General features: G+C 71.7%; 23 protein-coding genes. 16 read left to right on the forward strand and 7 right to left on the reverse strand.

The window, feature by feature from the left end; genetic code table 11:
- The 3 genes from ABZZ20_RS20095 to ABZZ20_RS20105 form a co-directional block, all read left to right on the forward strand.
- Nucleotides 1–437: DUF6204 family protein (locus ABZZ20_RS20095; RefSeq protein WP_356871294.1), on the forward strand; the 437-nt coding region annotated here is incomplete at its 5' end.
- A 165-nt stretch (nucleotides 438–602) separates the two neighbouring features.
- The gene (locus tag ABZZ20_RS20100) at nucleotides 603–1,934 is read left to right on the forward strand and encodes a hypothetical protein (protein ID WP_356871296.1); all 1,332 of its coding nucleotides are present in this window, start codon (nucleotides 603–605) and stop codon (nucleotides 1,932–1,934) included.
- A gap of 111 nt (nucleotides 1,935–2,045) precedes the next feature.
- Nucleotides 2,046–2,876 carry an alpha/beta hydrolase gene (locus ABZZ20_RS20105; protein WP_356871298.1) on the forward strand — a complete coding sequence of 277 codons (831 nt, stop codon included), beginning with the start codon at nucleotides 2,046–2,048 and terminating at the stop codon, nucleotides 2,874–2,876.
- A gap of 129 nt (nucleotides 2,877–3,005) precedes the next feature.
- Here ABZZ20_RS20105 and ABZZ20_RS20110 read toward each other — a convergent pair whose 3' ends face one another.
- Nucleotides 3,006–4,502 (reverse strand): MFS transporter, encoded by a 1,497-nt coding sequence (locus ABZZ20_RS20110; protein ID WP_356871300.1) that lies wholly within the window; start codon nucleotides 4,500–4,502, stop codon nucleotides 3,006–3,008.
- 137 nt (nucleotides 4,503–4,639) lie between these two features.
- Here ABZZ20_RS20110 and ABZZ20_RS20115 point away from each other — a divergent pair, with 137 nt between their 5' ends.
- The 7 genes from ABZZ20_RS20115 to ABZZ20_RS20145 all read left to right on the forward strand — a co-directional run bounded on the left by ABZZ20_RS20115 (nucleotide 4,640) and on the right by ABZZ20_RS20145 (nucleotide 13,140).
- A complete protein-coding gene (locus ABZZ20_RS20115; protein ID WP_356871302.1) occupies nucleotides 4,640–5,080 on the forward strand; it encodes a MarR family transcriptional regulator in 441 nt (146 codons plus the stop codon).
- A gap of 528 nt (nucleotides 5,081–5,608) precedes the next feature.
- A complete protein-coding gene (locus ABZZ20_RS20120; protein ID WP_356871590.1) occupies nucleotides 5,609–7,135 on the forward strand; it encodes an NPCBM/NEW2 domain-containing protein in 1,527 nt (508 codons plus the stop codon).
- 251 nt (nucleotides 7,136–7,386) lie between these two features.
- On the forward strand, nucleotides 7,387–8,430 hold the full coding sequence (locus ABZZ20_RS20125) for a LacI family DNA-binding transcriptional regulator (protein ID WP_356871304.1): 1,044 nt from the start codon (nucleotides 7,387–7,389) through the stop codon (nucleotides 8,428–8,430).
- A 190-nt stretch (nucleotides 8,431–8,620) separates the two neighbouring features.
- Nucleotides 8,621–9,937: an extracellular solute-binding protein gene (locus ABZZ20_RS20130; protein ID WP_356871306.1), complete on the forward strand. Its 1,317-nt coding sequence runs from the start codon at nucleotides 8,621–8,623 to the stop codon at nucleotides 9,935–9,937.
- Nucleotides 9,924–10,847, forward strand: a complete 924-nt coding sequence (locus ABZZ20_RS20135; RefSeq protein WP_356871308.1) for a sugar ABC transporter permease — start codon at nucleotides 9,924–9,926, stop codon at nucleotides 10,845–10,847. Before ABZZ20_RS20130 ends, ABZZ20_RS20135 begins: the two co-directional genes overlap by 14 nt.
- Nucleotides 10,844–11,677, forward strand: a complete 834-nt coding sequence (locus ABZZ20_RS20140) for a carbohydrate ABC transporter permease (protein WP_356871310.1) — start codon at nucleotides 10,844–10,846, stop codon at nucleotides 11,675–11,677. The genes ABZZ20_RS20135 and ABZZ20_RS20140 overlap by 4 nt, the downstream gene beginning before the upstream one ends.
- A 44-nt stretch (nucleotides 11,678–11,721) precedes the next feature.
- Entirely contained in the window at nucleotides 11,722–13,140 is a 1,419-nt protein-coding gene (locus ABZZ20_RS20145) for a GH1 family beta-glucosidase (RefSeq protein ID WP_356871312.1), read from the forward strand.
- Here ABZZ20_RS20145 and ABZZ20_RS20150 read toward each other — a convergent pair.
- The 4 genes from ABZZ20_RS20150 to ABZZ20_RS20165 form a co-directional block, all read right to left on the reverse strand.
- Nucleotides 13,112–13,702 carry a HutD family protein gene (locus ABZZ20_RS20150; protein WP_356871314.1) on the reverse strand — a complete coding sequence of 197 codons (591 nt, stop codon included), beginning with the start codon at nucleotides 13,700–13,702 and terminating at the stop codon, nucleotides 13,112–13,114. The genes ABZZ20_RS20145 and ABZZ20_RS20150 overlap by 29 nt on opposite strands.
- Before the next feature lie 161 nt (nucleotides 13,703–13,863).
- Nucleotides 13,864–14,601, reverse strand: a complete 738-nt coding sequence (locus tag ABZZ20_RS20155) for a hypothetical protein (RefSeq protein WP_356871316.1) — start codon at nucleotides 14,599–14,601, stop codon at nucleotides 13,864–13,866.
- 94 nt (nucleotides 14,602–14,695) lie between these two features.
- Nucleotides 14,696–15,079, reverse strand: coding sequence for a hypothetical protein (locus tag ABZZ20_RS20160; RefSeq protein WP_356871318.1), 384 nt, complete (start codon nucleotides 15,077–15,079; stop codon nucleotides 14,696–14,698).
- 833 nt (nucleotides 15,080–15,912) lie between these two features.
- Nucleotides 15,913–17,274 carry an FAD-dependent oxidoreductase gene (locus ABZZ20_RS20165; protein ID WP_356871320.1) on the reverse strand — a complete coding sequence of 454 codons (1,362 nt, stop codon included), beginning with the start codon at nucleotides 17,272–17,274 and terminating at the stop codon, nucleotides 15,913–15,915.
- Between the two features lie 201 nt (nucleotides 17,275–17,475).
- Between ABZZ20_RS20165 and ABZZ20_RS20170 the strand changes: the two genes are divergently transcribed.
- Nucleotides 17,476–18,537 carry a PHP domain-containing protein gene (locus tag ABZZ20_RS20170; protein ID WP_356871322.1) on the forward strand — a complete coding sequence of 354 codons (1,062 nt, stop codon included), beginning with the start codon at nucleotides 17,476–17,478 and terminating at the stop codon, nucleotides 18,535–18,537.
- A gap of 12 nt (nucleotides 18,538–18,549) precedes the next feature.
- Here the strand turns inward: ABZZ20_RS20170 and ABZZ20_RS20175 are convergent, their stop codons facing one another.
- Complete coding sequence (locus ABZZ20_RS20175; RefSeq protein WP_356871324.1) at nucleotides 18,550–19,326, reverse strand: UbiA family prenyltransferase; 777 nt, start codon at nucleotides 19,324–19,326, stop codon at nucleotides 18,550–18,552.
- Nucleotides 19,327–19,582: 256 nt separating this feature from the next.
- On the opposite strand from ABZZ20_RS20175, the gene ABZZ20_RS20180 reads away from it, so the two are divergent.
- The 5 genes from ABZZ20_RS20180 (at nucleotide 19,583) to ABZZ20_RS20200 (ending at nucleotide 23,466) form a co-directional block, all read left to right on the forward strand.
- On the forward strand, nucleotides 19,583–20,644 hold the full coding sequence (locus ABZZ20_RS20180) for a 3-oxoacyl-[acyl-carrier-protein] synthase III C-terminal domain-containing protein (RefSeq protein ID WP_356871326.1): 1,062 nt from the start codon (nucleotides 19,583–19,585) through the stop codon (nucleotides 20,642–20,644).
- Nucleotides 20,645–20,730: 86 nt separating this feature from the next.
- Nucleotides 20,731–21,282 (forward strand): isoprenylcysteine carboxyl methyltransferase family protein, encoded by a 552-nt coding sequence (locus ABZZ20_RS20185; protein ID WP_356871592.1) that lies wholly within the window; start codon nucleotides 20,731–20,733, stop codon nucleotides 21,280–21,282.
- Complete coding sequence (locus ABZZ20_RS20190; protein ID WP_356871328.1) at nucleotides 21,279–22,304, forward strand: NAD(P)/FAD-dependent oxidoreductase; 1,026 nt, start codon at nucleotides 21,279–21,281, stop codon at nucleotides 22,302–22,304. The genes ABZZ20_RS20185 and ABZZ20_RS20190 overlap by 4 nt, the downstream gene beginning before the upstream one ends.
- 372 nt (nucleotides 22,305–22,676) lie before the next feature.
- Nucleotides 22,677–22,862, forward strand: a complete 186-nt coding sequence (locus tag ABZZ20_RS20195) for a DUF6381 family protein (RefSeq protein ID WP_356871330.1) — start codon at nucleotides 22,677–22,679, stop codon at nucleotides 22,860–22,862.
- A 94-nt stretch (nucleotides 22,863–22,956) separates the two neighbouring features.
- The gene (locus ABZZ20_RS20200) at nucleotides 22,957–23,466 is read left to right on the forward strand and encodes a DinB family protein (RefSeq protein WP_356871332.1); all 510 of its coding nucleotides are present in this window, start codon (nucleotides 22,957–22,959) and stop codon (nucleotides 23,464–23,466) included.
- Between the two features lie 246 nt (nucleotides 23,467–23,712).
- Here the strand turns inward: ABZZ20_RS20200 and ABZZ20_RS20205 are convergent.
- Nucleotides 23,713–24,088, reverse strand: a 376-nt coding sequence (locus ABZZ20_RS20205; RefSeq protein WP_356871334.1) for a hypothetical protein, incomplete at its 5' end; no start/stop codon positions are given.

Genomic DNA, 24,088 nt, shown 5'->3' on the forward strand with positions numbered 1-24,088 from the left:
CGTACACGGGGGTGGACATCGGGTGGCGGTTGGTGCGTTCGGCGTGGGGTCACGGATACGCCACCGAGGCCGCCCGGATGAGCACCCGCACCTTTCGGATCACCGTCCGCGGCTCCTTCGACGCCCTCACCGCGGACCAGCACGCCGAGCTGCTCGCCGCCGCGCCGGAACACGACATCCTGCACGCGTCCCACACCGTCGAGGGCCACCTCGCGTACGACGTGGGCGTCGGCCCCTTCTTCACCTTCCGCTTCCTCGACTCGGGCGAGGCCGAGGAGGACATCCTCGACGCGACGGCCCGCGCCGAGCTCGCGGCGGAGAGTTGGCTGACCGAGCGCGGCTACGGCTTCAAGCGCCTCACGTCCCGTGCCCAGGACCTCTCCCTGGCCCCGCTGAGCAAGCGCCAGCGCCAGGCAGCCGCCCGCGGCACCGCCTGACGCCTGCCCGCGGCGCCCGAACCGGCCCTGCTCAGGGCTCTGTCGTGCGGTCAGGAGCGGCGCGTACGTGCTGCGGCCGAAGCCCCACGATGTCCGCTCGAACCGAGGGGACAAGTCTCGCGTAGCCTCACGGGGTTGGTCCCGATCGACCCAACAGGGGTGGGTATGAACGCGTGGCTCCTCACGTGCAATCCGGACGTTTTCGATCTCGACGGATTCCGTCGGGACGGACACGAGCTCCGTTCCTGGAGTGTGGCGCGGTACCGGAACGAGCTGGAGGTCGGAGACGGCTTCGTGATGTGGCTCACCGGACCCCGTGGAGGTCTGGTGGGGCGGGGACGGTTCACCGGTTCCCCCACGCGGCAGTCGAGTGCACCGGACGAGTACTGGCAAGAGGATCCCGGGCCCCGTTGGTACGTGCCGCTGGTCGTGGACGAGTGGCTCGATCGACCGGTCCCCCGGCAACACTTCGTACAGGACGACCGGTTCTCCGCGCAGTCTCCGCTCCGCACCCTGTTCGCCGGCAACCCCCACAAGGTCACCGGTGCCCAGTGGGAGGCCTTCGAGGAGGCCTTCGAGTCCGGGCTGGCCCCGGAAGGGCCCACCTGGCTGCTCGAACCCGGTGCCTCGGTACGGCGCAGGGAGCTGCACGATCGCTACGGCGGCAGCCGGCAGGGCGGCATCAGCAAATGCGCGAGGTCCAGTAACGTGTTGATCTTCACCGATCCGCAAACGGGCCACCGGCACGGCTACTTCGACGAGTGGGCCGAGGACGGCACCTTCCACTACACCGGAGAGGGCCAGATCGGCCCCCAGAGCTTCGACAGCCCCGGCAACGCGGCCCTGCGCGACCACGTGCGGTTGAGGCTCGCGCTGCGCGTCTTCGAGGGGTCCCGCGGAACGGTCCGCTACGTGGGCGAGTTCGCTGTGGACCCGGCCACGCCCTACTCGTACGGAGAGGCCCCCGAGACGGGTGGGGGCCCGCTGAGGAAGGTCATACGTTTCCACCTCTCTCCGGTCGGCTCGCCCCGTCAACCGCCCACCGTGGCCGTCGGATGTGGGTACCGCGTCGCAGATGAGTCGGTGACACCGGCCGCACCGCAGTTCGGCGTGCCGGACCCCGACCTCACGGGGCGCAACCTGAGGGCGCACCGCGGGCTTCAGAACTCCCTCGCGGCAGCGGCTCGGGACCGTGGACTGGAGATCCTCTCCCCGAGGGTCACCGACCCCGACTTCGACCTCGCATGGCGACGGGCAGCTGATGACGTGACCGTGTGCGAGGTGAAGTCGCTGACCCGAGCCAACGAGACGAGGCAGTTGCGAGCCGGCGTGGGGCAACTGCTCGACTACCACGACAGGCTGCGCGAACGGGCCGCCAGCGTGCACGCCGTGCTGTGGGTGGAGTACGAGCCCGCCGACTCCAGATGGATCGCGCTGTGCGAGCGGGTGGGCATCACCCTGGCGTGGCCCGGTCGCGAGGACGACGTCCTGGGCTGATGCCGACCGTCCCCGACGGGGCGGTTACCCCTGGGGTAATCGACCCGCCGGGGGTCTCGGGGTGAGCCTGGGTGGCGTACCGGACATCCATTTCCCGAAGGGACCACCGCCATGCCGTACTTCGAGACCAGCACCGACGGAACGCGCCTCCACTTCGTCGACTACGGGCCGGCGGGTGGTCCCGTCCTCGTCTTCGTCAACAGCTCGTACTTCGGTACCGAGATGTGGGAGTACCAGATGTTGCCGCTGGCAGCCGAGGGCTTCCGGTGCGTGGGCTTCGACCGTCGCGGGCACGGCAGGTCCGACGACGTGTGGAGCGGCTTCGACCTCGACACGCTGGCCGGGGACCTGGGTGCGCTGCTCGACCACCTGGACCTGCGGGACGTCACGCTGGTCGGCCACTCCATCGGCGCGGCCGAGGCGGTCCGGTACCTGACCCTGCACGGCACCGACCGGGTGGCGCGGCTGGTCCTCGTCGCCGGTATGACCCCCGGGCCGGCCCGCTCGGCGGACCATCCCGAGGGGCTGGACCCGGCAGTCGTCCACGCGGTCAACGCGTCCTTCCGGAAGGACCGGGCGCAGTTCTTCGCGGAGGGCGCCGACGCGTTCTTCGCACGCCACCTGCCGGGGCCGGCGGTATCGGACGCGTACGTGGCGTACATGGTGCAGCGTTGCCAGGGGGCCTCGGCGCGGGCGGCCACGGCCCTGGGCGAACTGATACCGGACCTGAACCTCGTACCGGAGCTGGTGAAGATCGACCGCCCCGTGCTGGTCGTGCACGGCTCGGACGACGCCTCCGCCCCGCTGGCCCTCACGGGAGGGCGCGCGGCCGAGCTGATCCCGGGAGCGGAGTTGCGCGTGTATCCGGACGCGGGTCACGGCCTGTTCGCCACCCACGCGGACCGCCTCAACGAGGACCTGCGCGCCTTCGCCCGCGCCTGAACGCGCCGGGCGCGGCCCGGGTCGGTCCGGAGGCCTGGCCGCTTCCCGGCGGCCTCCGTCCACGGACGGGACAGCACGCCTTCGAGGGGACGGCGTCCGCGAACGGCGCCGTCCCCTCGAAGGGCCGGGTCAGACGGCTTCGGCCGGCTCGGTCACCTTCACCGCGGAGGGCGTGCCCACCTCGACGGTGCGGGGTCCGTGCCCTCCGCGCAGGCCCACCCAGCTGATGAGCGCGACCAGGGCGAAGGCGACGGCCCCGATCCAGAAGGTGAGGGTGAAGCCGGACTCGGCGGGCAGGGGCGGGACGCCGGCGGGCAGGTGCTCGATGGTCTGCGACGCCAGGATCGTGGTGACGATGGCGCTGCCGATCGCGCTGCCCGTGGAGCGGGAGATCGAGTTGATGCCGTTGGCGATGCCGCTCTGGTGGTGCGGGACGCTCGCCATGATGACGGCGGGCATGGCCGCGTAGCCGAAGCTGACGGCCGCACCGACGATCAGGCCGGCGCCGATCACCGAGAAGCTGTGGTCGTGGTCGAACGCGAGCCAGCCGAAGCCCACGGCGCCGAGCGCAGCGGCCAGGCCGAGGGCCACGCGCGGTCCGCGGTGGCGGACCAGCTGGCCGCCGACGGGCGAGGCGAGCAGCGAGACGATCGCGCCGGGGAGCAGGAACTGCACGGAGGCCCGCAGGATGGACGCGTCGAAGCCGTAGCCGGTGAGGGCCTCGGGCATCTGGACGAGGTAGGAGACGCCCAGGAAGTTCGCGAACATGCCGAAGCCGACGAGGATGCCGGCCAGGTTGGCCATGAGCACCGGGCGGTGGACGAACATCCGCATGTCGACGAGCGGCTCGCTGACCTTGAGCTCGGTGAAGACCCATACGGCGGTCATCACGGCGGCGCCGGCGAAGCTGCCCAGCGTACGGCCGGAGGTCCAGCCCCATTCGTGGCCCTGCGAGATGGGCAGCAGGAGCAGCAGCAGGGTGATGCCGAGGGTCAGCGCGCCCAGGAAGTCGGTGCGGCCGCCGGTCTTGTGCCGGGTCGCGGGGACCAGGAAGGCGACTGCGAGCAGGGCGAGGGTCGCGAAGCCGGTCGCCATCCAGAAGGCGTTGCGGTAGTCGGCGTCGGAGCCGGAGGTGAGCAGGCCGGTGGCGACGAGTGCGAGGCCGCTACCGAAGGCGAGGGTGCCGCTGACCAGTGCCATCGCGCCGGGGAGCTTCTGCGGGCGGACTTCCTCGCGCAGCACGGAGAGGGCGAGCGGGAAGATCGCGGTGGCGGCGCCCTGGAGCACGCGGCCCAGGATCAGCAGCGGCAGCGAGGTCGCCACGGCGGCGATGACGGAGCCCACGACCATCACGCCGAGCACGGCCACCAGCGTGGGCTTCTTGCCGTGCTGGTCGCCGAAGCGGCCGAGCAGCGGAGTGAAGACGGCGGCGGACAGCAGCGTGGCCGTGGTCACCCAGCTGACGTTGGCGGTCGAGGTGCCGAGGTCGGTACGGATGAGGCCCAGGATCGGGACCGGCAGGGTCTGCATCATCGACACGACCATGGCGGCAAGACTCAGGGCGAAGACGATGACCGTCTCGTTCCTGGTTTTGGCCTCGGCGGGGGTGGGGGCTGCGGTGCTCATGTCTGGCAGGACCTTCTCAATGCTTCAGATCGCAGATGTTTGATGTCGTCAAGTAACTTCGCAGACGGTAGACGTCAATACTTAAGGTGGTCAAGTAAACAATTGATAATGTCAACCATCCTGGGTACGCTCACGGCATGAGCGCCACCACCCCCCACACCCCCACCAAGCTCCAGCTCCTGGAACTGCTCGCCGCCATCGGAACCGCCCAGTGGCGCGATTTCGCGGGCGCTGCGGCCCACTACGGCCTCACCTCCACCCAGGCCCGAGTACTCGCCCAGCTCGACGGCCCGCTACCGATGCGCGGCCTCGCCACCCTCCTGGTGTGTGACGCGTCGAACGTCACCGGGATCGTGGACCGACTGGAGGCCCGTGAGCTGGTGCGCCGCGAGCCCGACCCCGCCGACCGCCGCGTCAAGAACGTCGTGGCGACGGATGCGGGGCGTGAGATCATCCGGCGCGTCCGCGAGGAGATGCAGGCCACGCACGGCGCGCTCGACACCCTCGACGCGACCGACAGCGCGACGCTCTACGCCCTGCTGGAGCGCCTGCGCCCGACGATGGAGAAGGACGCCTGACGGGCAAGAGCAAGCCGCAGCACCTTCGGGAGCCCTCACCACGCTGCGGACCGCGACCTTTCTCCCGAGGCGGCCACGCTCGGCGACGGAAGCGTCCCGAGGGAGCAAACAGAGTTCAACAGGGCAGAACCGAGCCCCAGTTGATGGCCTGTGCGCCCTTTAGCACTAGGGGTTGACACCGCTCGTCATCTTGACATGTCCCTGCACAAGCGATGTGATGCGGGCGTTCTCGTTCGAGTCCGTTCGCTCTTGGGGCTTCTACGAGGACAAGCGCACGTTAGCGCGCATTTCCACACATGCTCTGTAGAACTCCCTCCGCACTCCGACCAGGGCACCCGGGCCCACTCCCCTCAGGAGCCGTTTGTGCACACGTTACGAAGCGCAGTTAGTCGCCGTCTGACAGCCGCACTCGCGGCCCTACCGTTGCTGGCCCCTTTGGCGGGGGCCACCGCACTGGCCGGTACGGCGGTGATCGCGGGCGCCTCCCCCGCCGCCGCCGTGGCCGACGGGCAGGCACTGACCCCGCCCATGGGGTTCAACAACTGGAACTCCACCCACTGCAGGGCCGAGTTCAACGAGGCGATGGTCAAGGGCGTCGCCGACCTCTTCGTGGCGAAGGGGCTCAAGGCAGCCGGCTACCAGTACGTCAACCTCGACGACTGCTGGGCCCTGCCGAACCGCGACGCCTCCGGCAACCTGGTCGCAGACCCGGTGCGCTTCCCCGGCGGGATCAAGGCCCTCGCGGACTACGTGCACTCCAAGGGCCTGAAGTTCGGCATCTACACCAGTGCGGGAACCAAGACCTGCGACGTCGCGGGCTTCCCCGGCGGCCTCGGCCACGAGCAGCAGGACGCCAACCTCTTCGCTTCCTTCGGCGTCGACTACCTCAAGTACGACAACTGCAACAACCAGGGCGTGGACGCGAAGAAGCGGTACACGGACATGGCCGACGCCCTGAAGCGGACGGGCCGTCCGATCGTCTTCTCCCTGTGCGAGTGGGGCGAGAACCGGCCGTGGACCTGGGCCTCCAGTGTGGGTCACCTGTGGCGCACCACCGGGGACATCAGCGACAGCTGGTCCTCGATGATCGCCATCGCACACAAGAACCAACCCCTCGCCGCGTACGCGGGACCCGGCCAGTGGAACGACCCGGACATGCTGGAGGTCGGCAACGGCGGGATGACCGCAACCGAATACCGCACCCACTTCACGCTCTGGTCGATGATGTCGGCCCCGCTGCTGATCGGCAGCGACCTGCGCAAGGCGACGGCCGAGACCTTCGACATCCTCTCCAACCCCGACGTGATCGCCCTGGACCAGGACGGCCTCGGCAAACAGGGCACGGTGGTCTCCAACTCGGGCGGCCTGGTGGTCATGGTCAAGGAACTCGCGGGCGGCGACCGGGCGCTCTCCCTGACCAACGAGACCGGCTCCACCGCGACGATCTCCGCCCGCACGGACGCCCTCGGGATCGGGAACCGCAGCCCGTACGTCCTCAAGGAGCTGTGGACCAAGGCCACCTCGACCAACACCAGCGGCACCATCAGCGCCTCTGTCGCCCCGCACGCCACCGTCGTCTACCGGATCACCCCGGGGCCGGCACCGCTGCCGCCCGCCGGCACCTCCCACCTGTCGGACCTGCCCTGGACCGGGGTCAGCAGCGGTTGGGGCCCGGTGGAGAAGGACCGGAGCAACGGCGAGCGGGCGGCCGGTGACGGCAGGACCCTGACGGTCAACGGCGCCACGTACGCCAAGGGCTTGGGGGTCCACGCTCCCAGCACCCTCACCTACCACCTCGGGGGCCGGTGCACCAGCTTGACGGTGGACGTCGGCATCGACGACGAGAGCGCCTTCACCGGCGCGGTCGCCTTCCAGGTCTACCGGGACACCACGAAGGTCGCGGACAGCGGCGTGGTCACCACGGCGGACGCGGCCAGGAAACTCACCGCCGACCTCACCGGCGGCCAAACGCTGAAACTCGTCGTCACCGACGGCGGCAACGGCGTCGACTACGACCACGCGGACTGGGCAGCCCCCCGGCTCACCTGCACCTGACCAGGCCCGCCCCGCCCACCGGGCCGACCCGGTGAGGCGACCCTCGCGTCGGTCGGGGCGGACGGCGGGCCGTCGCCGGCGGCCCGCCTCGCCCCGCCCCCGGCCCCGCCCCGCCCGCCCCGCCCGGATCCCACCCGTCCCGCGCTCCACCTCATGAACTCCCCGTAGGGAGCGCTCTCAGACTCCCGGCGGTACGGGTTACCCTGCTGTCCGGCGAGCCAACAGCCCCCGGATACGCAGGAGGAGCGCCCGTGCCCGAACAGCTTCCCGGTCACCGCCCCACGCTGGAGGCGGTGGCGGAGCGCGCCGGGGTGTCCCGGGCCACCGCTTCCCGCGTCGTCAACGGCGGCGAGGGCGTCCGCGCACACCTCGTGGAGAAGGTCCGCGAGGCCGTCCGCGAGCTGGGGTACGTGCCGAATCCCGCGGCTCGCACCCTCGTCACGCGGCGCACCGGAGCCGTGGCCGTGATCATCGCCGAGCCGGAGGTCCGGATCTTCTCCGACCCCTTCTTCTCCCGCCAGGTCCGCGGGATCAGCAAGGAGTTGACGGCACACGACACGCAGTTGGTCCTCCTGCTGGTGGAGGACCGGGGGGACTACGACCGGATCGAGCGCTACCTGGCCGGCGGCCACGTCGACGGGGCGCTCGCCTTCTCCCTGCACACCGACGACCCACTGCCGGCCATCACCCGTCGCATCGGCATGCCCACGGTCTACGGCGGCCGGCCGGGCTGGACCGCCGGGTCCGGGGAGCACGGCGGGGTCGCGTACGTCGACGCGGACAACCGCGGCGGCGCCCGCGAAGCCGTCCGTTACCTGCTCGACCAGGGCCGGAAGCGGATCGCGCACATCGCCGGCCCGCTGGACCAGACCTCTGCGGTCGACCGGCTCGACGGCTACCGGGACGTGCTGCTCGACGCCGACCCCACGCTGATCGAGGAGGGGGACTTCACCGCGGCGGGCGGAGGCCGGGCGATGGCCGCCCTGTTGGACCGCCACCCGGACCTCGACGCGGTGTTCGCCGCCAACGACCTGATGGCGACGGGCGCCCTGCGGGTGCTGCGGGACCGCAAACTCGGCGTGCCCGAGGACGTGGCACTCGTCGGCTTCGACGACGCCGAGTTGGTGGCGGCGTGCGCCGAGCCACCGCTGACGACGGTGCGTCAGGACGTCGAGGGCATGGGTCGTCTGATGGCACGGTTGCTACTGCGCACCCTGAGCACGGTCCCGGACGACCGCACCCTTCCCGCCTCGGTGGTCACCGCGACCTCGTTGGTGCGGCGCGCCTCGGCCTGACCGTCCGGTCCGGGGCGGCGCGAACTCGTCGTACGACGAGGGTGATTGCGGACGAATCCAGGTTGTTGCGCGTACACGTCTTGACGGGGCGCGGGCTGGGGGTGCACGCTCCAGTCTCGTTCTGAGAGCGCTCTCAAATTGGCGCGGTCCTCACCCTTCCCCCGCTCGTCCAGGCCAAGGAGGCCATCCCATGCCGCTCACCCGAACCGCTGAGAGAGCCGCGGTGCGCCTCGGCGCCGTCGCGCTCGCCGGAGTGCTCCTGGCTGCCTGTGGCTCCGGATCAGGATCCGGGTCGGGCGATGCGTCCTCCGACGCCGCAGGAGGCCCCGTCACGCTCACCGTCGACCTGTTCGGCGCGTTTGGCTACCAAGAAGCCGGGCTCTACGCGGAGTACGAGCAGCTCCACCCGCACATCAAGATCAAGCAGACCGACACCGAGGACGAGCAGGACTACTGGAAGTCCCTCCAGACCCGTCTCGCGGGCGGCGGCGGTCTGGCCGACGTCCAGGGCATCGAAGTCGGCCGCATCGCCTCGGTCACGCAGCAGCAGGCCGACAAGTTCGCGGACCTGAACGCGTACGGCGCCGCGGCGCTCAAGGACGGCTTCGCCCCAGCCAAGTGGGCGGCGGCGACCACCAAGGACGGCAAAGTGCTGGGTCTGGGCACGGACGTCGGCCCCGAGGCCATGTGCTACCGCAGCGACCTGCTCGGGGCGGCGGGCCTGCCGACCGACCGCACTGAGCTGGAAGCCCGCTGGTCCACCTGGGACGGCTACCTCGAACTCGGCCGGCAGTACAAGGAGAAGGCACCGGCCGGCAGCGCCTGGCTCGACAGCGTGGGCAGCCTGAACGCCGTCGTGGTCGGTCAGCAGAAGGAGCGCTACTACGACAACTCGGGCGCCCTGATCTACGAGAACAGCCCCGCCGTGAAGGCCGCCTGGGAGGCTTCGGTCAAGGCTGCCGGCGAGGGGCTCAGCGCGAAGCTCGACCAGTGGTCTCCGCCGTGGAACCAGGCCTTCTCCTCGGGCTCCTTCGCCACCATGCCCTGCCCCGCCTGGATGCTCGGCTACATCAAGGGCCAGGCCGGCGAAGCGGGCCGGGGCAAGTGGGACGTCGCCAAGCTGCCCGGCGGCGCGGGCAACTGGGGCGGCTCCTACCTGGCCGTTCCGCGGGCGGCCCGGCACAAGAAGGAGGCGTACGAGCTGATCAAGTGGCTCACCGCGCCCGAGCAGCAGACCAAGGTCTTCCGCAAGCAGGGCAATTTCCCGTCCGCCACGGGGGCGATCGCGCAGGTCGCGGACGCCAAGGACCCCTACTTCTCGGACGCGCCGATCGGCCGGATCTTCGGCGACGCCGCCCAGAACTCTCCGGTCCAGGTGCTCGGCGTACACGACAAGGACATAGCCGACCAGATCAACAACGCACTGAGCGAGGTCGAACGAAAGGGCACCGCGCCCGAGACGGCCTGGTCGAACGCGAAGAAGGCCGTCAAGAATGCCCTCGGCTGAGCCGCTGCTCCGGCGGCGCGGCCGGCCGGCCGCGCTGTCCCCGTACGCCTTCCTCGCCCCCTTCTTCACCCTGTTCGCCGCCTTCGGGATCTTCCCGCTGCTCTACACGGCGTACGTATCCCTCTACCGCGCCGAACTGCAGACCCCGGGGGAGCTGGAATGGCGCGGCCTCGGCAACTACACGGCACTGTTCACCGACCCGTTCTTCTGGACGGCGCTGCGCAACACCTTCACCATCGGAGTCCTGTCCACGGTGCCCCAGCTGCTGATGGCCCTGGGCCTGGCCCACCTCCTCAACTACCGGCTACGCGGACGGACTTTCTTCCGTACGGCGCTGCTGCTGCCGTACGCGACCTCGGTCGCCGCCGCGTCGCTGATCTTCGCGCAGCTCTTCGGGCGCGACTTCGGCCTCGTCAACCAGCTGCTGGCGCTGACCGGCATCCACCCCGTCGACTGGCAGACCGGCACGGCGGCCTCCCAGATAGCCGTCTCGTCCATCGTCGTGTGGCGCTGGACCGGCTACAACGCGCTGATCTACCTGGCGGGGATGCAGACGATCCCGAACGAACTGTACGAGGCGGCGGAGGTCGACGGGGCGTCCCAGTGGCGGCAGTTCCTCCACGTCACGTTGCCGGGACTGCGCCCCACGATCGTCTTCACCTCGATCGTCTCGACGATCGGCGCCACCCAGCTGTTCGGCGAGCCCCTCCTCTTCGAGGGGTCGACGTCCGGCGGCATCTCGCACCAGTACCAGACGCTCGGGCTGTACATGTACGAGCAGGGCTGGGGCTTCTTCCACCTGGGCCGGGCCGCCGCCATCGCCTGGGTGATGTTCCTGCTGATCGTGGTGCTGGTCGGGGCGAACGCCCTGGCCGCACAGCACCGTTCCACCAAGGAGGCCAGCCGATGAGCGCGAGTGCCTCGGCCCGGCGTGGCGGAAGACTCACGTACGCGGTCCTCATCTGCGCGGTGCTGGTCTCGGCCTTCCCGCTGTACTGGACCCTCGTCGCCGCGAGCCGCTCCAACGCCGAGCTGGCGCGGCCGGTGCCCGCGCTGCTGCCCGGTCCGCGTCTCCTGGACAACCTGCAAGCCGTCCTGGACGAAGCCGCGATCGGCACGGCGCTGCTCAACTCCCTCATCGTCTCGGGGGCGATCACCGTCGGCACGGTGTTGTGCTCCACGCTGGCCGGGTTCGCCTTCGCCAAGCTGCGGTTCCGGGGCCGCGGGGCGCTGCTCGGCGCCGTCGTCGCCTCGATGATGATCCCGCCGCAGCTCGGGGTGATCCCGCTCTTCATGCTGATCGTCGAGCTGCACTGGGTGAATCAGCTCCAGGCCGTCATCCTGCCCGGACTCGTGTCGGCCTTCGGCGTGTTCTTCATGCGGCAGTTCCTCGCGCAGTCGCTGCCCGACGAGTTGATCGAGGCGGCCCGGGTGGACGGTGCCTCGCACGCCCGGATCTTCTGGTCGATCGTCGTACCGATCGCCCGCCCGGCCATGGCCGTCCTGGGCCTGCTCACCTTCATGACGGCTTGGAACGACTTCTTCTGGCCGATCGTCGCGCTCTCCTCGCAGGAGCCGACCGTCCAGGTCGCTCTGCGGCAGCTGGGCGGCGGCTACGTCCACGACCAATCCGTGATCATGGCGGGCACCCTGCTCGGCACCCTGCCCGTGCTGTTGGTCTTCGGACTGCTCGGCCGCCAGATCGTCGGCGGCATCATGCAGGGCGCGGTCAAGGGCTGACGCACCCGCCGGAACCCTCCCCTCACCTCTTCTGGAGCCTTCCCATGACCACGCTCGACGCGGCTCCCGTCACGAAGACGGGCCTCGCCTTCCCCGCCGGCTTCCGTTGGGGCGCGGCCACCGCCGCGTACCAGATCGAGGGTGCGGCCACCCTGTACGGCCGGTCGCCCTCCATCTGGGACACCTTCAGCCGTACTCCCGGCAAGGTGCTCAACGGTGACACCGGAGACAGGGCCGCCGACCACTACCACCGCATGACCGAGGACGTGGCCCTGCTCGAACAGCTCGGCGTGAGCGACTACCGTTTCTCGGTGGCCTGGCCGCGGGTCCAGCCGACCGGCCGGGGACCGGCCGTCCAACAGGGCCTGGACTTCTACCGGCGGCTCGTCGACGAACTGCTGGCCGCCGGGATCCGACCGGTCGCAACCCTCTACCACTGGGACCTGCCCCAAGAACTGGAGGACCTCGGAGGCTGGCCGCGGCGGGACACCGCCGAGCGGTTCGCCGAGTACGCGGGGCTCGTGGCCGGGGCGCTCGGCGACCGGGTGGCCGGCTGGACCACCTTCAACGAGCCCTGGTGCGCGGCCTTCCTCGGTTACGCGTCCGGGGAGCACGCGCCGGGCCGCACCGAGCCGGCCTCCGCACTGCGGGCAGCCCACCACTTCAACCTGGCCCACGGTCTGGGCGTGGCGGCGCTGCGCGCGGTCCTCCCCCGCTCGTCCGAGGTCTCGCTGACACTGAACCTGCACGCCGTCCGGCCGCTGACGCACTCCGCCGCCGATCGGGACGCAGCGCGCCGCATCGACGCGGTGGGCAACCGGATCTTCCTCGACCCGGTCTTCCACGGGCGCCTCCCCGAGGACCTGGTCCGCGACACCGCCGGGATCACGGACTGGTCGTTCGTCCGGGACGGGGACCTCGCGGCGTCCGCCGCCCCGATCGACTGGCTGGGCATCAACTACTACTCCCCGACGGTGGTGGCGGCGGCCGAGCCCGCGGCAGGCGCCCGGTCCGGCGGGCCGTCGCCGTGGGTCGGCGCGCAGGACCACGTGCGCTTCGTGCCCGTACCGGGCCCGCGGACGGCCATGGACTGGCCGGTGGACGCGGACGGCCTGCACGAGCTGCTGGTCCGGCTGCGCGACGAACTGCCCGACGTGCCCGTGCTGATCACGGAGAACGGCGCCGCGTACGCCGATTACGCGGATCCGGAGGGCGAGGTCCACGACCCCGAGCGGATCGCCTATTTGCACGGCCATCTGGCTTCGGTGCACCGGGCGATCTCGGACGGGGCCGACGTGCGCGGGTACTTCGTGTGGTCGCTGCTGGACAACTTCGAGTGGGCGTACGGCTACAGCAAGAGGTTCGGCCTGGTCCACGTCGACTTCGCGACCCAGCGGCGCACACCGAAAGACAGTGCCCGCTGGTACGCGGACGTCATCGCCCGCGGCGGCCTGCCGGCCTGACGACCGCCGCGTGCCCCGCGGTCCGCAGGACACCGCTGAAGGGGCCGGTGACCCGGACCGCGTCGTACGGACCGAGCGCGACGGGCCCGGCCCCGGAGTCGAGTTCGGCCGGGCACCCGAGCGCGACCACCAGCAGGGTTTCCTCCGGCGCCGCGGTGAGGGCGAGGGCGCCCCGGACGACCGCGGTGTCCACCGGCGGCCCGTCCCGGCGGTACATCACGTTGAAGTTGACCACCGGGCCGTCGAGGAGCCGGCAGTCGGTCGGGGCGTCGCCGGGGAAGTCCTGTGGCGCGTAGCGTTCGTCGACGAGGCGGCGGGCGCCGGCCACCGTGAGGTCCATGCCCGCGCCCTCGGCCAGGGTCAGCGTGCGGTCGACGCCGGGGAAGGCCGAGAACGGCCCGTCGGCGGCGACCTCGGCGAGGCTGACCCGCCACGCGAAGTCGGTCATGCCGGCGTGCTCGGGCCAGACCTCGATCTCCCGGGTCACCCCGCCGCCGTTCTTCCAGGCGACGGCCGTACGGTCGCCCGCACGCAGGATCCGGACCTCGGTGCCGTGGGCCATGCGCTGTTCCTTCCCTCGGGTGCGCACCGCCCTGCGCGGGGCGGTGCGCACCCGGACGGCCGGGGCGAGCCTATCCACCCCACCGAGGAGTCGTCCCCGTAGGGCGTGGCCGGTGCGACGCACCAGCCGTGCAGGGGGACGGTGGCGGGGCCGGGAAGGGGTTACGGGCGGGGCCGGGTGGTGTGGGGCAGCGAGAAGTACCCCGGAGGTGCGAAGTCGGCCTCGGTGCCCTCGGTGGCGTCCGTGTCGATCGCGTACACCATGAGGGGGCTGCTGCCGCTGGGCCCCGTCGCGGTGGCGCGCATCCGGTAGCGCTCGGTGCGGAAGGCATCGGGGGCGAGGGCGGCGCCGCCCTCGTAGAGGTGGGCCGGCTTGACGTCCGTGGCCATGCGCAGTTCCACGGGGCGCCAGACACCGGTGGCCGGATCGCGCCGTTCCAGGACGAAGGGGTCGGCGGGTCCGGGCAGGTCCCCGGACCCGCCCATCAGCGGCTCCATCTGGAAGGCGACCAACAGGTGCGGGTAGGCCCGGGAGTTGCCGTTGCGGACGGTGACGGTGAATTCCTGGGCAGGTCCGCCGCGCACCAGGCGCAGCGCGCCGCCCGCCGTGGCCGCGGTCAGGGTCAGCCGGGTCGCGGGAGCGGGGACCACGAGTGCGGTCGGCGACTTCGTGGGGGCGGCCGAGGTAGTGGGCGCGGACGTGGGGGTGGACGTGGGAGTGGGGGCCGGCGCGGATTCGGGCGGGGTGCCCGATCCGGTCGGAGCAGGCGAGGGGGAGCCGGAGGAGGGGGTGTCGGCCAAGGGGACGGGGGAAGCGGGGGACTTCGGGTGGCCGCCGCAGGCCGTCAGGACTGCGGACAGGACCGCTGAGGCGACGAGTAGACGGGGTCTGACGTGCATGCTGGCCCTCCTGCGGCTCCCGTGAGGGCAGGACCGTAGCAAGGGCGACACTCCGTTGCGGGTGCGCGTCGGATGACGCTTCGGTCACGGTTGCTCAGAGGCCGAGTCCCCGCGGTGGGACGAAGAGGTGTGCGGCCCGGTGTTCGGCGGCCACGAGCGCGGCACCGGGCCCCAGATCCGAGTCGGCGGCCCTTTCCACCCTGCGCCGGTGCTCGGCGCACCGTCCGCACGACGGGGTCCAGTCGGGGAGCATGTCCCCGTGTGTCAGGGCCATGTGGCGGGCGAGCCGGATGCGGGAGCCCGGGCCGCTGTCCAGGGGGTCCCAGTCCACTCCCCGCTCCCCGGTGAGCCACAGTTCCGCCGTGGCCTCCTGGATCTCCTTCATGGACCGGTAGAGGCGGGCGCAGTGCGAACAGCCGAACATCCAGGCCGGCGGCATCGGCCACACGTCCTCGGGGCTGAGGTCATCGGCACTCATGCCCGCAACGGTAGTGGCCGGGCACCCTTCGTGCAGCCGATCCGCCGGACTGCGCCCGGGGCTCCAACCGTCAGCCCTTGAACTCCTCTTGGCGAACCGGGGAGGCCTCGGCAAGAGCCTCGGCGGCGTCCCCCCGCCCGGAGCCCGTAGGCGGGGGTGGCGGGTCCGAACCACGGGGAAGCGGCCCGCATTCCGCGCCGGGCCGATTGCCCCGTGCCGATCCCCGGACCAGTGACGGTCCCCGCGGAAGGCCGGTCGCAGGACTTCGGCCGTACCCGTGACCAGAAACCGACTTCGGTTCCCGTGCGATGACTCGTACGGGGGACCGTTATGTAGGGTTTCATTCGTTCGCCGCCCAGAGGGGGCGCGGAGCGGACGCGGCTGACCACCGTTTCGTCCTGCTCGTTCGCGACGTACATGACCGACACGAGGGACCATCATGCGGTTCCAGTTTTCGGGGCCGTCGGACACGCCGCACGGCCCGACTCCCGGACAGCCCGAACCGGCCGCCGTACGGGCTGCCGCAGCCGGGATTGACGCGCCCGGCCCGCCCGGCGCGCTGCCGGCGGCACCGACGGCGGACAGCGGCTGGCGCGGGGTACCCAAGGGCCGTCCCGGACGCCCTGGGTCGTTGCGGGCAGCTGTGCGCCGTACGCCGTCGGCATCGAGTTCAGGCCATTTTATGACGATCTGAGAAGCGCCCGGGGTGGCCGCGCTCGGCCTCGCCCTGTCCGCCAGCGCCTCCGCGTCGCCGATCCGGGCGCCTGCACGGTCGCCGACACGGGCGCAGGGGGCCACCGCCCGTGGTGGCCCCCTGCGTGAACGGGTGGCGGTTACGCCCCGCTCGCGTTCAGCATGTCCTCGCGCTCGACGATCTTCACGCGCTCGCGACCCTGGGGCTCGCCGAGCGCCTTCTCGGCCGCGTCGAGCCGGTACCAGCCCTCCCACGTCGTGAAACGGACGTTCCGCTCGGCCAGGAAGGCCTCGACGGCTTCCGGTGCGGGCGAGGCGGGCGTCCGCAGTCGGCCGCCCGCGTGGTCGTCCAGGAGGTTCGCGACCGTCTCGTTCGCATCGCCCTTGGTGTGCCCGATGAGGCCGATCGGTCCGCGCCGGATCCAGCCGGTGACGTACGTGGACCGGAGGTGCTCACCGGCTTCGATCACCCGGCCGCCCTCGTCGGGAACCGTGCCGGTCGCGACGTCCCACGGCAGCTTGGGCAGTTCGTCCGAGAGGTAGCCCACGGCGCGGTAGACGGACTGGACGTCCCAGTCGGTGAACTGGCCGGTGCCCTTGACGTTGCCCGTGCCGTCGAGCTCGGTGCGCTCGGTGCGCAGGCCGACGACCCGGCCGTCCTCGCCGAGGATCTCGGCGGGCGACTCGAAGAAGTGCAGGAACAGTTTGTGCGGACGCTCGCCGATGTCGCGGATCGCCCAGTTCTCCAGGGTCTTGGCGACCATGTCCGCCTGCTTGTTGGAGCGGCGGCTGGCGATCGAGCCCTCGTCGTAGTCGATGTCCTCGGGGTTCACGATGACCTCGATGTTCGGCGAGTGGTCGAGCTCGCGCAGTTCCATCGGGCTGAACTTGGCCTGTGCCGGGCCGCGACGGCCGAAGACGTGCACTTCCAGGGCCTTGTTGGCCTTCAGTCCCTCGTAGACGTTCGCCGGGATCTCGGTGGGCAGCAGTTCATCGGCCGTCTTCGCGAGGATGCGGGCGACGTCGAGGGCAACGTTGCCGACGCCGAGCACGGCGACCTTCTCGGCCTCCAGCGGCCAGCTGCGCGGGACGTCGGGGTGGCCGTCGTACCAGGAGACGAAGTCGGCGGCGCCGTAGGAGCCTTCGAGTTCCAGGCCAGGTATGTCGAGCGCGCGGTCCGCGGTCGCGCCGGTGGAGAAGATCACGGCGTCGTAGAACGAGTGGAGTTCATCCAGGCTGATGTCGTTCGGGTAGTCCACGTTGCCGAACAGGCGGACCTGTGGCTTGTCGAGCACCTGGTGGAGGGCGGTGATGATGCCCTTGATCCGCGGGTGGTCGGGCGCGACGCCGTACCGGATCAGGCCGAAGGGGGCGGGCATCCGCTCGAACAGGTCGATGGACACACCCGGCTCGGCGGCGGCCTCGGACTTCAGCAGCGCGTCGGCGGCATAGATTCCGGCGGGGCCGGCGCCGACGATTGCTACCCGCAGGGGGCGAGGCATGAAAGGTTCCCTTCACCGACAAAAAGACTGGATCAAGGGAACCCTAAGCTAAGGGGACCCTAACCCGGCACCCGCCCCCCGCTTATGACCTCATAAACAAGGCTTATGCCCTCCCCAAGACATCCTTGGGGTTGCCCGTCACAATGGGCTCCATGGCAGTCAGTGTCCATCGGCGACATCGGGGGACCAGGAGGTAGACCCATGGATCCGGTCGCGGCGCTGGAACGGATCGCCTTCCTGCTGGAGCGCGGACAGGCGCCCACCTACCGCGTCCGGGCCTTCCGGACCGCAGCGGCCACACTGACCCGGATGGGCGAGAGCGAAGTGGCGGAGCGGGTGGGGGCCGGGACCCTCGAAGCAGTCAAGGGCATCGGGCCGAAAACCGCCCAGGTGGTGCGGGAGGCGCTCGACGGGGGCATCCCCGCGTACCTGCAGAAGCTGGAGGACGAGGTCGCGGCGCACCCCCAGGGTCCGCCGGCGAGCCCCGCCGCCCTCGCGCTGCGCGCGGCCCTGCGCGGGGACTGCCACCTGCACTCCGAGTGGTCCGACGGCGGCAGCCCGATCGAGGCCATGGGGCGGGCCGCGGCCGAGCTGGGACACGAGTGGGCCGTGCTCACCGACCACTCGCCGAGCCTGACCGTCGCCCGCGGGCTCTCGCCGGAGCGGCTGCGCGAGCAACTGCAGACGGTTGCGGAACTCAACGAGCAGTGGGCCCCCTTCCGGCTGCTCACCGGCATCGAGTGCGACATCCTCCTCGACGGTTCCCTCGACCAGGATCCGGAGCTGCTGGACCGGCTCGACCTCGTCGTCGGATCCGTCCATTCGAAGCTGCGGATGGAGTCGCCCGCCATGACCCGACGGCTGCTGGCCGCCGTGCGCAACCCCCTGATGGACGTCCTGGGCCACTGCACGGGGCGGCTCGTGACGGGACGTACCCGCCCCGAGTCGCAGTTCGACGCCGGGGCGGTCTTCGCCGCGTGCGCCGAGGCCGGAACCGCTGTGGAGATCAACAGTCGGCCCGAGCGGCTGGACCCGCCGCGCCGGCTGTTGCGCCTCGCCGTGGAGGCCGGGACGCTGTTCGCGATCGACACGGACGCCCACGCCCCGGGCCAGCTGGACTGGCAGCTGCTCGGCTGCGAACGGGCCGTGGAGTGCGGCGTGCCGGTCGAGCGGGTCGTGAACACCTGGCCGCGCGAGCAGCTGCTGGCGTGGACCCGTACCCGCCGCCCGCCCTCCGCGGCGGCCACCACGGCCGCCGCCTGAGCCCCGCCCGCTTCAGCGGGGGGCGGCCAGTGCGGCTCCGCGCACCAGCAGCAGCACGACATCGGCCCCGGCCAGCGCCATGGTGGCCAGGAACGGGACCCGGCTCCGGCCGGTCAGCCGGCTACCGGCCAGGACGGGCACCGCGGCCGTCACCGCCAGCAGTCCCCATCCGTACGGAGGTACCTCCCCGGGTGGTCCGGCCACCAGGGCCACGGCCGCGCCGAGGACCAGGAGGCCCCCGAACACCGCCGAGCGCCGTGCGCCGAGCCGGTGCGGCAGGCCGACCACGCCCGTGGCGAGGTCGTCGTCGATGTCGGGCAGAACGTTCGCGAAGTGCGCGCCGGCGCCCAGCAGGGCCGCCGCGGCCGTCAGCCACCACGGCGGCCACGGCGCGCCGGGCAGGCCCAGGGTGACGAAGGCGGGGAGCAGTCCGAAGGCCAGGGCGTACGGGAGCCAGGAGAAGGCGGTGCCCTTCAGCCGGAGGTTGTACGCCCAGGCCGCGGCCACCGCGCCCAGGTGCGCGCAGCCGGCGAGCGGTCCGGTGGCCAGCGACAGCGGAACGCACAGCAGCAGGGCCGTGAGCGCGGCGGCCGTCACGACGGCGGGCCGCACCGCGCCGCGGACCAGGGGCTTGTCCCGTCGGCCCGTCGCGAGGTCCCTGCCGAGGTCCCTCCGGTCGTTGCACCAACCCACCGAGAGCTGGCCCGCAGCCACCGCGCCGACGGTGAGCACCGCCCCCGGGAGGCTGCGTCCCACGGCTGCGGCGAGTGCGGCGGCGAAGAGTGTCACGGCGGCTGCGGGACCCGGATGGCAAGCCTTGAGCAGGCCGAACACCACGGAGGACGGCGGTCCGGCACCGGGTGGGACCCGTCCGCTCCCCCCGTCGTCCGTGGCGGGTGTGGTCGTGGTTCGCGTTCGGGAGGTGGTTCCGGTTCGGGAGGTTCCGCGGGTGGTTCTGGCAGGGGGCACGCCGTCACGCTATGCCGCGCCGCGCCCGGTATGCCTGATTCCTCACGTCGTGTCATTTTTTGCCTATGTTGAATCAATGACGCGTGTCCTGGCAGTGAGCAGTGTGTTCCCGCCCCACCGCTATCCCCAGTCCCAGATCACTGCGGCGCTCGCCCGCTTCCTGCCGGCGGGGGCCGACACCGCACTGCTCCACCGGCTGCACGCCTCGGTGCGCGTGGAGTCCCGCCACCTCGCACTCCCGCTGGAGCGCTACGGGCCGTCGAACGACTTCGGCCGTACGAACGCCCTCTTCGTGGAGACGGCCGAGGAGCTCGGCGCCCGCGCACTCGAAGGGGTGCTGGCCGCGGCCCGTACGACGGCGCGCGAGATCGACCTCGTCATGTCGACCACGGTGACGGGGCTTGCGACGCCCTCGTTGGAGGCCCGTCTCGCCGGCCGTGCCGGTCTGCGCCCCGACGTGAAGCGGGTACCGCTCTTCGGCCTCGGCTGCGCGGCGGGCGTCGCCGGCGTCGGTCTGCTGCACGACTACCTGACCGGTCGACCCGACCACGCGGCCCTCCTGCTGTCCACCGAGCTCTGCTCGCTCACCCTGCAGCCCTCGGACACGTCGATGGCGAACCTGGTGGCCGGCGCCCTCTTCGGCGACGGGGCCGGCGCCGTCCTCGCGGTCGGCCGCGGCCACCCGCTGCACGACACGGGACCGGGGCCTTCCGTGGTGGCCTCGCGCAGCCGCCTCTATCCCGGCACCGAGGGGCTCCTCGGTTGGGACATCGGTCACTGGGGATTCCGGATGGTGCTGGGCCGCGAACTGCCCGCCCTGGTGCGATTGCACGTGGCCGAGGAGGTCGAGACCTTCCTCGCCGGCCACGACCTCAAGCCCGCGGACGTCGACGCCTGGATCGTCCACCCCGGCGGGCCCAAGGTCCTCGACGTGCTGGCGGACGCGTTGGCGTTGCCGGGCCACGCCTTCGCGGCGAGCCGGCGCTCACTCGCGGACGCGGGCAACCTCTCGTCGGCCTCGGTCCTGCACGTCCTCAGCGGGATCCAGGCCGCACGGCCGCCCGCGCCGGGCTCGGTCGGGCTGATGGTCGCCTTCGGACCGGGCTTCGCCTCCGAACTCGTCCTGCTGCGCTGGTGACCGCCCCCGTGTCCATGAACCCGATGACTCCTATGACCCCGTTGCACTCGATGAGCTGGACGCACCCCATGAGCTCGATGCACCCGATGACCCCGTACCTGCTGCTCCTGGGGGTGGTCGCGGCCGAGCGGCTCGCCGAACTCGCCACCGCCCGCCGCAACACGACCTGGAGCCTCGACCGCGGCGGCCAGGAGTACGGCCGCGGCCACTATCCGGTCATGGTCGCCCTGCACACCGCGCTGCTCCTGGGGTGCGTGGTCGAACCACTCGTCGCGGCCCGCCCGTTCCTCCCCGCGCTGGGCTGGCCGGCCCTCGGTCTCGCCCTGGCGGCACAAGGGCTGCGCTGGTGGTGCATCGTCACCCTCGGCACGTGCTGGAACACCCGGGTACTGGTGGTCCCGGGGCTGCCGCTGGTGTCGGCGGGGCCGTACCGCCTCCTACGCCACCCCAACTACGTGGCGGTCGTCGTGGAAGGCGCGGCGCTGCCGCTGGTGTACACCGCTTGGGTGACGGCGGCCAGCTTCACCGTGCTCAACCTCCTGCTGCTGGGCGTACGCATCCGCTGCGAGGAGGACGCGCTGGCGCACGCCGCACCGCTGCGCCACCCTCCCGTACCGGCCGGGGACGGGGCCCGGTGATCGACCTGCTCGTCGTGGGCGGCGGCCCGGCGGGCCTGGCCACGGCCATCCACGGCGCGCTGGCCGGGATGGAGGTCGTGGTCCTGGAGCCGCGCCCCTCCCCGATCGACAAGGCCTGCGGCGAGGGCCTGATGCCGGGGGCCGTACGCCGCCTCCTGGACCTGGGCGTGTCCGTCCCAGGCCGGCCTTTCCACGGAATCCGCTACCTGGACGGGGTGAGCGGCCTGCACGCGGAGGGACTGTTCCGCACCGGGCCCGGTCTGGGCACCCGCCGGACCGTCCTCCAAGCGGCGCTGGCCGAACGTGCCGACCGGCTGGGCGTACGGGTGCTCGCGCGCCGCGTCGGCGAGGTCCGCCAGGACGACGACCGTGTCGGCGCGGCAGGCCTGACGGCCCGCCACCTGGTGGCGGCGGACGGCCTCCATTCCGCCGTCCGGCGCGGTCTGGGACTGGCGGCGCCGCCCGCCCCCGGCCGGCCGGCGCGCTACGGGCTGCGCCGCCACTACTCGGTGGAACCCTGGAGCGACCTGGTCGAGGTCCACTGGTCGGCGCACTGCGAGGCGTACGTGACCCCCCTGGGAGCCGGCCGGGTTGGCGTGGCGCTCCTGACCTCCGAGCGCGCCCCCTTCGATGAACAGCTCACCCGGTTCCCGCTGCTGTCCTCGCGGCTGGGCGGGGCTGCCGGTTCGGTGGTGCGCGGCGCCGGGCCGCTGCGCCAGCGGGCCCGGGTGCGGGTCGCCGGGCGGGTGCTGTTCGTAGGGGACGCGGCGGGGTACGTGGACGCGCTGACGGGTGAGGGCCTCACCCTGGCCGTGACGGCCGCGGGCGAACTGGTCCGCTGCGTAGGGGAGGGTCGGCCGCAGGCGTACGAGCGGGCCTGGCGGGACCTGTCGCGCAGTTACCGGATGCTGACCGCATCCTTGCTCTGGGCGCGCCAACAACCCCGGCTCGCAGGCCGGATCGTCCCGTTGGCCGCGCGGTTGCCCGGGCTGTTCACACGGGGGGTCAACCTGCTCGCGTAGGGCGGTGGGTACGCACGCCACGGCGGCGGGACCGGCGGCGGCTGCACGGGCCGGGGGAGCCGGACGATCCCGGCGGGGTCTGCGGGACCGCCCTCGTCGTCCTGCGTCGCCGCGAGCGTGATCGGGTCGTTCATGGAAAGCTCCGTTCGCCGACGCGCAGGTCTCCACATCGCGCGCCGGTCAACGTGCGTCACGAGAAGCGCACGCGCTTGGTCACATTCAGTGGCACCGTGCTCCGCTGCGCCATTCGGGGCGTGCAAATGGGGGAGCCACCTGCGCGAAGTCACGCGAGGGGACGGTTCGAGATGCGTCGGCGCGGCCCTGCTGTTTCGCTGAATCCGCCCTCCTTACCCCCACATCCGAGGAGTGATCATGAACGCAGGCGAGTCCCAGGGCCGGACCCGGCAATTGCGCGAGAAGGCGCAGGAGCTGAACAAGGCGGCCGAGCGCTCCACCGACCCGGAGGAGCGCCGGAGGCTCCAGGAGAAGGCCCGCCGGCTCCAGGAGCAGAGCGAGCAGGAGAGCAAGACGGACGACAGGAACGTGTTTCCCCTGTAGTCGGGCGTGAGCTCGGACATCGGCCGGTGGCCGCGGGGCGCCGGCCGATGGCGTACGTACGTCAAAGTTTCGCGAACAGGTCTGGGGACGGTACATGAAGGCGACGGAGGTCTTGGCCGACGGGTACGGGCGCATCCGGGAGGTGGTGCACGACGTGGTCGAGGGGCTCTCGGCCGAGGAGTTGAACGCCCGCACCGATGCGGGGGCGAACTCGATCGCGTGGCTGGTGTGGCATCTGACCCGGGTGCAGGACGACCACGTGGCGGACGCCTCGGGGTGGGAACAGATCTGGACGGCCCAGGACTGGTTCACCCGGTTCGCCCTGCCGTTTCCCGCCGCGGCCACCGGCTACGGCCACACGGCCCGCCAGGTCGGGACGGTCCTCGTCGACTCGGGCGACCTGCTGCTGGGGTACTTCGACGCCGTCCACGAACAGAGCACCGGTTTCCTCCGCGGGCTCGCCGCCGCCGACCTGGACCGGGTGGTCGACGCGGGCTGGGACCCGCCGGTCACCTTGGGCGTCCGGCTGGTCAGCATCCTCGCCGACGACCTCCAGCACGCCGGCCAGGCGGCCTACGTACGGGGCGTGCTGGAGCGGCGGTAGGCCGCGCCCGGACGCCCTAGCCGCCCCGGGCCAGCGCACGCGCCGGTGGACTTCCCGTACGGCGCTTCGCACGGTTTCGCGGTGCGCCCCGCGCGGCCGGGGCCCCGCGTGGCCGCGGTTCGGTCCGACCGCGACCGTCCTGTCGTTCGCACCGGAAGCCGACGGCATCCGGTGCGAGGACGGGCGCGCCGCACACCGGTGCGCCTTCTGGGACGCGCAGCGGCCCTGACCCGAAGGCGTCGGCCCTCACCAGGGGGCGGTGGCTACCACCTGCCCGTCCGGCGTCCGGACGGACACCGTGCCGTGGTCCCCGTACACCTGCTGCCGCCATGCCACGAACCCCTGCGCCAGCCTGCGGCCGTCCTCACCGACGCCCTTGCCGACCGATCGGGTCGTGAAGGTCAGGAGCGCCTCGCCGGCGTCCCGGCCCTTGCGGACCCGGGCCTCCTCGACGACCTGCTCGGGCAGGAACTTGTCCGAGCTGGTGCGCTTCCCGGCGTAGGCGGCGTTGAAGTCCCGGGTCATGTCGAACCACCCCGCGCCACCGCAGGGGCCCGCACCGTTGGTCACGTCCCCGTCGGTGGGCGGGTTCGGGACCCCGCTGTCCTGGTCGGTGGGCGGC

Source organism: Streptomyces sp. NPDC006430 (genome assembly GCF_040612395.1).
Taxonomy (GTDB): Bacteria; Actinomycetota; Actinomycetes; order Streptomycetales; family Streptomycetaceae; genus Streptomyces.

Coding starts and splice junctions, on each gene's coding strand:
- ABZZ20_RS20165 (WP_356871320.1), bottom strand. CDS start 17,274: ATGCCTCGCCCCCTGCGGGTAGCAATCGTCGGCGCCGGCCCCGCCGGA.
- ABZZ20_RS20120 (WP_356871590.1), top strand. CDS start 5,609: ATGGGGTTCAACAACTGGAACTCCACCCACTGCAGGGCCGAGTTCAAC.
- ABZZ20_RS20200 (WP_356871332.1), top strand. CDS start 22,957: ATGAAGGCGACGGAGGTCTTGGCCGACGGGTACGGGCGCATCCGGGAG.
- ABZZ20_RS20195 (WP_356871330.1), top strand. CDS start 22,677: ATGAACGCAGGCGAGTCCCAGGGCCGGACCCGGCAATTGCGCGAGAAG.
- ABZZ20_RS20180 (WP_356871326.1), top strand. CDS start 19,583: ATGACGCGTGTCCTGGCAGTGAGCAGTGTGTTCCCGCCCCACCGCTAT.
- ABZZ20_RS20160 (WP_356871318.1), bottom strand. CDS start 15,079: ATGAGTGCCGATGACCTCAGCCCCGAGGACGTGTGGCCGATGCCGCCG.
- ABZZ20_RS20110 (WP_356871300.1), bottom strand. CDS start 4,502: ATGAGCACCGCAGCCCCCACCCCCGCCGAGGCCAAAACCAGGAACGAG.
- ABZZ20_RS20115 (WP_356871302.1), top strand. CDS start 4,640: ATGAGCGCCACCACCCCCCACACCCCCACCAAGCTCCAGCTCCTGGAA.
- ABZZ20_RS20185 (WP_356871592.1), top strand. CDS start 20,731: ATGACCCCGTACCTGCTGCTCCTGGGGGTGGTCGCGGCCGAGCGGCTC.
- ABZZ20_RS20170 (WP_356871322.1), top strand. CDS start 17,476: ATGGATCCGGTCGCGGCGCTGGAACGGATCGCCTTCCTGCTGGAGCGC.
- ABZZ20_RS20145 (WP_356871312.1), top strand. CDS start 11,722: ATGACCACGCTCGACGCGGCTCCCGTCACGAAGACGGGCCTCGCCTTC.
- ABZZ20_RS20155 (WP_356871316.1), bottom strand. CDS start 14,601: ATGCACGTCAGACCCCGTCTACTCGTCGCCTCAGCGGTCCTGTCCGCA.
- ABZZ20_RS20140 (WP_356871310.1), top strand. CDS start 10,844: ATGAGCGCGAGTGCCTCGGCCCGGCGTGGCGGAAGACTCACGTACGCG.
- ABZZ20_RS20150 (WP_356871314.1), bottom strand. CDS start 13,702: ATGGCCCACGGCACCGAGGTCCGGATCCTGCGTGCGGGCGACCGTACG.
- ABZZ20_RS20100 (WP_356871296.1), top strand. CDS start 603: ATGAACGCGTGGCTCCTCACGTGCAATCCGGACGTTTTCGATCTCGAC.
- ABZZ20_RS20130 (WP_356871306.1), top strand. CDS start 8,621: ATGCCGCTCACCCGAACCGCTGAGAGAGCCGCGGTGCGCCTCGGCGCC.
- ABZZ20_RS20105 (WP_356871298.1), top strand. CDS start 2,046: ATGCCGTACTTCGAGACCAGCACCGACGGAACGCGCCTCCACTTCGTC.
- ABZZ20_RS20135 (WP_356871308.1), top strand. CDS start 9,924: ATGCCCTCGGCTGAGCCGCTGCTCCGGCGGCGCGGCCGGCCGGCCGCG.